General features: G+C 73.1%; 2 protein-coding genes. Both read right to left on the bottom strand.

Features of this window, described 5'->3' with window-relative positions:
- On the bottom strand, nucleotides 1-5272 hold a 5272-nt coding region (locus tag ACZ6CL_RS42505; RefSeq protein ID WP_468946844.1), incomplete at its 3' end, for a beta-ketoacyl synthase N-terminal-like domain-containing protein.
- A gap of 20 nt (nucleotides 5273-5292) precedes the next feature.
- A partial coding sequence (locus ACZ6CL_RS42500; RefSeq protein ID WP_468946842.1) for a type I polyketide synthase occupies nucleotides 5293-8205 on the bottom strand: 2913 nt, incomplete at its 5' end.

Here is an 8205-nt window from a genome sequence, read left to right as displayed (position 1 = left end):
CGTCGGTGCCCTCGGCCACCAGCCGCCACAGCGCCTCCGGCGAGATCGCACCGCCGGGATAACGGCAGCCCATCCCCACGATCACGATCGGCTCGTCGTCCACGCCGGTCGCGCGGACGACAGAGCTCTCCCGCCGGATGCCGAGAACCTGGCCGCGCAGGTGCTCGGCCAGTGCGTTCGCGGTCGGGTAGTCGAACAGCACGGTGGCGGGCAGTTTCAGCTCCAGGGACGCCGACAGCCGGTTGCGCAGCTCAATGGCGGTGAGCGAGTCGAAGCCCAGTTCCTGCAGGGAACGCTCGTCGTCGATCGCCTGCGCACTCTCATGCCCCAGGACGGCGGCGATGTGCGTCCGCGTCAGCTCGCGCACGACCTGGGTCTGCTCGTCCTCGGGGAGACCCCGCAGGCGCCGCGCGAGGTCGTGGCCCGCGCCTGCGGCGGGGTTCGCCGGGGCGCGGACGAGGCCACGGAAGACCGGCGCGAGCATTCCGGCCCGCGCCTGTCGCCGCAGTTCGGCGTAGTCGAGCTGGACCGGCACCATCCCGGCCCGGCCACCGGCGAGCGCCCGGTCGAACGCGGCGAGGCCGTGCTCCACTGTCGCCGTCTTCACCGCAGCGCCCGCCAGACGTGCGGACCCGGCCCCGTTCGCCTCGTCCGGCCGGCTCCACGGGCCCCAGGCCAGGGACACGCCCGGACGGCCTTCGCGGTCGCGCCGGTGGGCGAGCGCGTCGAGGAACGCGTCGGCGGCCGCGGTGTGCGCCTGCCCGGGCGCGCCGAGCAACCCCGTGGCGGAGGAGAAGACCACGAACGCGGCGAGTTCGCGGTCGGCGGTCAGCTCGTGCAGATGGTGGGCGAGTTCCGCGCGCGCCCGGAACGCGGCGCCGACACGGTCGAACGTGAGCGCGGTGAGCAGACCACCGTGGTCCGACTCCTCGACGGCGTGCACAACGGCGGTCAGCGGATGCCCCGGTGACGTGCGGGTCAGCAGATCGGCGACGCTCGCCCGGTCGGTCAGCTCGCCCGGCGCGACGGTCACCTCGGCGCCGAGCGCCGCGAGCTCGGCGGTGTCCGGCAGCGTGGCGCCCGGCGTCCGGCCCAGCAGCAGGTGCCGCACCCCGTGCTCGCGCACCAGGTGCCGAACCAGCGGTGCGGCCAGTTCGCCGCAGCCGCAGACGACCAGCACGGTGCCGTCTGGGTCGAGCGATCGCGCCGTCCCGCCGGGCACGGCCGCCGCGCGGACGAGACGGGCCGCGTAGGGGACGCCGCCGCGAACGGCTAACTGCGTCTCGGCGGTGGCCAGCGCGACCTGGACACAGGCCGCGGTGGCCTCCGCGTCGAGGTCCACGATGACGAACCGGCCGGGATGTTCGGCCTGCGCGGAGCGGAGCAGACCCCAGACGGCGGCCTGACCGAGATCGGCGATGCGGTCGTCGTCACGGACGACGACCGCGCCGCGGGTGAGCACCACCAGGCGAGCGTCGGTGAACCGCTCCTCGGACAGCCACGAGCGGATGAGCTCCAGCATCCGGGAGAGCTGTGCCTCCGCGCCGGTGCCGCTGTCCGGGCACGCCACCAGGACGGCATCGGGCGCCGGCGCGCCCCCGTCGAGCAGTTCGCCCAGCGCGGCGAGATCGGTGACCTGCTCGCTGGGGAAGCCCGCACTGGTCTCGCCGAGGATCACCCAGCGCGACTCGTCGCCCGGCGACGACACCGCGACCGCCGCCCAGCCCTGCTCGTAGCCGAGGTCGAGGCCGGCCTGCGCGAACTCGCGAGGGCCGACCGGCCGGAACGTGACCGCGTCGACGGTGGCGACGACTGCGCCGGTGGTGTCGGTGACCACCAGGGAAGCGGTCTCCGGCCCGGTGGGGGAGAGATGGACCCTGAGGTCGCGCGGGGCGGTGGCTGCGGTGACGCCCGTCCAGGCGGCCGGAATCCGCAGCCCGTCGCCGCCCGCGCCCGCCGACAGGGCTGCCTGCAGGAGCCTCGGGTCGAGTACGAACCCGCTTCTCTCCACGTCCTCGGCCAGGTGGACCTCGGCGTGGACGACGTCTCCCACACGCCATGCGGCGCGCAGGCCGACAAGGGGGTTCTCGCTGGAGTGGCCGACAGCCAGGAGCCGGTCCGCCAACTCTTCCGGGTCGAGGGGAACGGCCCCTGCCGGGGGCCACTGAGCCGGGATGCCGGCGGCCGACGCGGCCGCATGGCCGGCGATCGTGCCGGCGGCGTGCCGCGTCCAGGGGGCGTTTGGATCACCGGACGGACGGGAGTGGACCGTGACAGCGCGGCGGCCCTGCTCCTCGGACGCCACAGCGACGTGCAGGCGCACCGCACCCGTCTCGGGCAGCACCAGCGGTGTCTCGACCGCGAGGGCCTCCACTCCAGTGAGACCGACGTGGTGAGCGGCATGCAAAGTGATGTCCAGCAGGACGGTCGCCGGGACGACGGCCGCCTCCTGAAGGGCGTACGAGGCCAGCCACGGATGGGCGGTGGCCGAAAGCTGGCCGGTGAAGGCGACGCCCTGGTCATCGGGCAGCTCGATGACTTCGGTGATCACCGGGTGCCCGGTGGCCGCGCCGCTGCCGACACGGTTGGTGGGATGGAGCCAGAAGTGCCGGTGCTGGAAGGGGTACGTCGGCGTGTCGACCCACCTGCGCCGGCCGAAGAAGGACCCCCAGTCCACGGCCGCACCACAGGCGTGGGCTCGGCCCAGTCCGGCCACGACCTGGGCGCCCTCGGACCGGTCGCGGCGCAGCAGCGGGATGAACGCGGCCCCGGGCGCGCACTCGGGACCCGCCGCCGACAGCGCGGCGTCCGGGCCCAGCTCGACGAACGTCGTGACGCCCAGGTCCTGCAGGGCCCGTACCCCATCGGCGAACCGCACGGTCGCCAGAACGTGCCGGACCCAGTACTCCGCTGTGGACCAGTCGTCGGTCACCTCGCCGGACACGGTGGACACGACGGGGATCCCCGGTGCGCCGTAGACGACGCTTTCCGCGACCGCCCGGAAGTCCTCGACCATCGGCTCCATCAGCGGCGAGTGGAACGCATGCGACACCCGCAGCATGTTCGTCCGACGCCCCTGCGACGTGAACTCGGCGGCGATGGCGGTGACGGCGTCCCTGTCCCCGGAGACCACGACCGAGCGCGGCCCGTTGACCGCGGCCACCCCCGTGCCGGGGGTGAGCAGCGGCCGTACCTCGTCCTCGGCGGCCTCCAGGGCCGCCATGGCCCCGCCGTCCGGCAGCGCCTGCATCAGGCGACCGCGAGCGGCGACCAGCCGGGCAGCGTCGGCGAGGGACAGCACACCGGCGACATGGGCGGCCGCCAGCTCGCCGACGGAGTGCCCGGCGAGCAGATCGGGCCGCAAGCCCCAGGACTCCACCAGCCGGAACAGCGCCACCTCGAAGGCGAAGAGCCCGGCCTGCGCGAACTCCGTCCGGTTCACGGCCGCGGCGTCCTCACCCCACAGCACGTCACGAAGCGGGCCCTCGAAGTGCTGGTCGAGTTCGGCCAGGGCGGCGTCGAAGGCCCCGGCGAACACCGGGAACGCGGCGTGGAGCTCCGAGCCCATGCCGGGCCGCTGTGCTCCCTGACCGGTGAACAAGAACGCGACCTTGCCCTCGGACACCTCCTGGGAGGCGACGGAACCACTGGCCACCGCGTCGAGAGCGGCGGCCAGCTCGGTGCGGTCCGCGCCGGTCGCGACCGCGCGGTGGTCCAGTTCCGCGCGCCCGGTGGCAAGCGCGCGCCCGGCGGCGGCGAGGTCGCCGTCGGGCAGCGTCCGCAGGAAGGCGCGCAGGTCGCTCGCCCGCGCGCGGACCGCCTGCGGGCTCCGGCCGGAGACGACCCACGGCACCGCCGGAGGCTGCGGTGGTTCCGGTTCCTCCTCGACCGACGGTGGCTCTTCGATGATGATGTGGGCGTTGGTTCCGCTGATGCCGAAGGAGGAGATTCCGGCGCGGCGGGGCCGGCCGGCCTGCGGCCAGTCGCGGCTCTCGGTGAGGAGCTGGACGTTTCCGCTGGTCCAGTCGGCGTGCGGGGTGGGCTGGTCGGCGTGCAGGGTGCGGGGGAGCATCCCGTGGTGGATCGCCTGGACCATCTTGATGATTCCGGCCACACCCGCGGCGGCCTGCGTGTGCCCGATGTTGGACTTGACCGAGCCGAGCCACAGCGGGGTTTGGCGGTTCTGCCCGTACGTGGCGAGGATCGCCTCGGCTTCGATGGGGTCGCCCAGGGTGGTGCCGGTGCCGTGCGCTTCCACCACGTCGACCTCGGACGCCGACAGCCCCCCGCCGGCCAGCGCCTGACGTATCAGCTGGATCTGCGCCGGACCGTTCGGTGCGGTGAGCCCATTGGACGCGCCGTCCTGGTTGACGGCGGACCCGCGGACCACGGCCAGGACACGGTGCCCGTTGCGCTGCGCGTCGGAGAGGCGTTCGACCAGGAGCAGGCCGACACCCTCACTCCAGGCGGCCCCGTCGGCGTCGGCGGAGAACGACTTGGAACGCCCGTCGGGGGCCAGTCCGCGCTGGCGGCTGAACTCGATGAAGGCCGCGGGGGTCGCCATGACGGTCACGCCACCGGCCAGGGCCAGATCGCATTCACCACCGCGCAGCGCCTGCACGGCCAGGTGCAGGGCCACCAGCGACGACGAGCACGCCGTGTCCACCGAGATGGCCGGGCCCTCCAGACCCAAGCTGTAGGCGATCCGGCCGGAGGCGACACTGCTCGCGCTGCCCGTGCCCAGATAGCCCTCGAATTCGTCGGGGGAGGCTTGCATGAGCTGGTTGCCGTAGTCGTCGTACATGACGCCGGTGAAGACACCGGTGCGGCTGCCGCGGAGTGCGGCGGGGCTGATCCCGGCGTTCTCGAGGGTTTCCCAGGCGGTTTCCAGCAGGAGACGCTGCTGGGGGTCGGTGGCCAGCGCCTCGCGCGGGCTGATCCCGAAGAACTCGGCGTCGAAGTCAGCGGCGTTGTGCAGGAATCCGCCGTGGCGGGTGTAGGTGGTGCCGGGGTGGTCGGGGTCCGGGTCGTAGAGCGCGTCGAGGTCCCAGCCGCGGTCGGTGGGGAACTCCCCGATCGCGTCGGTGCCCTCGGCCACCAGCCGCCACAGGTCTTCAGGGCAGCGCACACCACCGGGATAGCGGCACGCCATCCCCACGATCACCACCGGGTCGTTGTCCCGGGATTCGAACTCTCGCAGCTGTTCCCGCGTCTGCTGCAGGTCGGCCGTAACCCGCTTGAGATAGGACCGGAGCTTGTCTTCAACGTTCATCGAGCCGAAACCTCTCTGCCTCAGGCGATGCCGAGCTCTTTGTCGATCAGATGGAACATCTCGTCATCGGTGGCTGACGCGAGGTTGTTGGTGTGCGAATCCGACGCCTTGTCCATTGCGGAGTGCTCGTCGAGCAGTTTCCGGAGCCGTTCGGTGAATACCTGCCGGGAGCTCTCCGACGCCGTGCGCAGCGCGTTCTCGATCCGGTCGAGCTCGGTGAGGATCGCGCTCCCGTCGGGCGAACTCCGTTCGCCGAGCCGTTCCTTGAGATACGTGGCTACGGCCGCCGCACTCGGGTGGTTGAACGCCAGTGTCGCGGGCAGCCGCAGGCCCGTCGCCGCACCCAGCCGGTTGCGGAAGTCCACAGCGATCAGTGAGTCGAACCCGAGCTCCTTGAGCGCGCGGTTCGGATCGATCCGCTCGCCTGTCGCGTGCCCGAGCGCGGTCGCGATGTGCGTGCGCACCAGGTCGAGCAGCATCGCGTCCCGCTTCTCCTCGCTCGCCTCGGCGAACTGCCCGGCCCAGTCGCCCCTGCCGTCGCCGGCGGCCCGCCGGGCCGGGCGGGGCGCCAGGTCGCGGAAGAGCGCGGGCACCTCTCCGTCCGCGACCTGACGGCGCAACGTCGCCTGGTCCAGCGGCGCCAGCACCAGATGGGGCTCCCGCTCGGCGCCGAGCGCGGCATCGAACATCGCCAGGCCGTCCGCCACCGGCATCGGAGCCAGGCCGGTCCGGTCCAGCCGGCCGGCGTCGGCCACGCCCAGCGCCCCGGTCATCTCGCTGGCCTCGGTCCACAGACCCCAGGCGAGCGAGACCGCGGGCAGGCCCCGGGCGCGGCGGTGGTGGGCGAGCGCGTCGAGATAGGCGTTGGCGGCGGCGTAGTTCGCCTGCCCGGGATTGCCGAGCGTCCCCGCGGCGGAGGAGAACAGGACGAACGCGGCCAGGTCGGCGTCCGCGGTCAGCTCGTGCAGGTGCGCTGCCGCGTCCACCTTCGGGCGCAGTACGTCGCCGAGCTGGTCCGGCGCGAGATTGGTCACTGTCGCGTCCCGCAGCACTCCGGCGGCGTGGATGACGGCGGTGAGCGGGTGCTCGGCCGGTACGCCGGCCAGCGCGGCGCCGAGCGCGTCCCGGTCGCCCGTGTCACAGGCGGCGATGGTGACCTGGGCGCCCAGCGCGGACAGCTCCGCGCGGAGCTCTTCGGCTCCGGGCGCCTGGGGGCCACGGCGGCTGAGCAGGAGCAGGTGCCGGGCGCCGTGCCGGGTGACCAGGTGCCGGGCTGTGTGGGCGGCGAGGGTGCCGGTGCCGCCGGTGATCAGGACGGTCCCGTCCGGATCGATCCGGCGCTCGCTGTCCGACGTCGCGGCCGTCCGGTCAAGCCGGGCGGCCAGCGGCGCACCCCCGCGCAGGGCGATCTGGGGTTCGTCGCTGTCCGCGAACACGGCCACGGCCGCCTCGACCGCGTGACGGGAGGCATCGGTCGTGTCGAGGTCGAGCAGCGCGAACCGGCCCGGGTGCTCGGACTGCGCGGACCTGATCAGACCCCAGACCGCCGCGGCGGGCAGGTCGGTGACCTCCTCGTGCGGCGCGGCGGCCAGGGCACCACGGGTGAGCACCACCAGGCGGGAGTCGCCCATGGCCTCCTCGGCCAGCCAGCGCTGCACAAGCTCCAGCGCGCTTCTGGTCAGCCGGTGGATCTCTGCGACGGGATCGGCGTCGCCGTCCGCCGCGAAGCAGGCCACCACGGCGTCCGGTACGGACGAGCCCTCCGCCAGTTCGGCCAGTTCGGCGAAACCGCCGCCCCCGGGGGCCAGCCCGGTGGCGAACAGGTCCTCGCCGAGCAGGGCCGTGGTGACGGGAGCCCGGCCGGTCTCGACGAGGGGGAGCCCGGTCCAGCGGAGGCTCAGCAGCGGCGCACGGTCGGCCGCCAGACGGGCCGGATCGACCGGCCGGGTGGCGAGGGCTTCGACCGTGACGACCGGACGGTTCTCCGCGTCCATGCCCGCCAGGCTGATCGACGACTCGTCCACCAGGGACATCCGAACGCGCAGAGTGCGGGCGCCGGTGCCGTGCACCGTGACTCCGGACCACGAGAACGGCAGCTGAAGGCCGTCCCCCGGCACGGCCGTACCGACGGCGAGCCGCACGTGCAGCGCCGCGTCGAGCAGCGCGGGGTGGACGGCGAATCCGGCGGGGTCCGCGTCCTGGGGCAGCTGCGCCTCGGCGTAGAGGACGTCGCCGTCGCGCCACGCGGCCCGCAGCCCCTGGAAGACGGGCCCGTAGTCGTAGCCGCTCGCGGCGAGCCGCTCGTACAGACCGTCCAGCGAAACCGGGTCGGCCGCGGGCGGTGGCCACGCCTCCTCGGCCAACGTCACCGAGGCCGCCGGCGCGAGCAGACCGGTCGCGATGCGGATCCACTCGGTGCTCTGTTCCCCGGCGGGCAGGAAGTGGACGGTGAACGCACGCCGCCCGTCCTCGTCGGGGCTATTGACCTGGACCCGTAGCTCCGCGGCGCCCTGCGCCGACAGCACCATGGGGCTGTCCAGCGTCAGGTCATCGAGCCGCGTGCAGCCGACCTGCGCTCCCGCATACAGGGCGATGTCGACCAGTGCGGTGCCGGGGAGGAGGGGGGTGTTGAGTACGGCGTGGTGGGTGAGCCAGGGGTGGGTGGTGGTGGAGATGTGTCCGGTGAGTGCGAGTTCTTGGGTTGCGGGGAGTTCGATGGTGTGGGTGATGAGGGGGTGGTTGGTTTTGTTGTGGTGGGTGGTGGGTGTGGTGGTGGGGTTGAGCCAGTAGTGGTGGTGTTGGAAGGGGTAGGTGGGGAGGGGGGTGTGGGGGTGTGGGTGGTTGGTGGTGGGTTGGTTGGTGGTGAGGCCGTGGGTGTGTGCGGTGGTGAGGGTGGTGAGGAGTTGGGTGTGGTTGCCGTGGTTGCGTCGGAG

It is taken from the genome of Streptomyces sp. NPDC041200 (assembly GCF_055591805.1).
The sequence above is the reverse complement of the archived record's forward strand: the minus strand, read 5'-3'. Positions and strand labels throughout refer to the sequence as shown.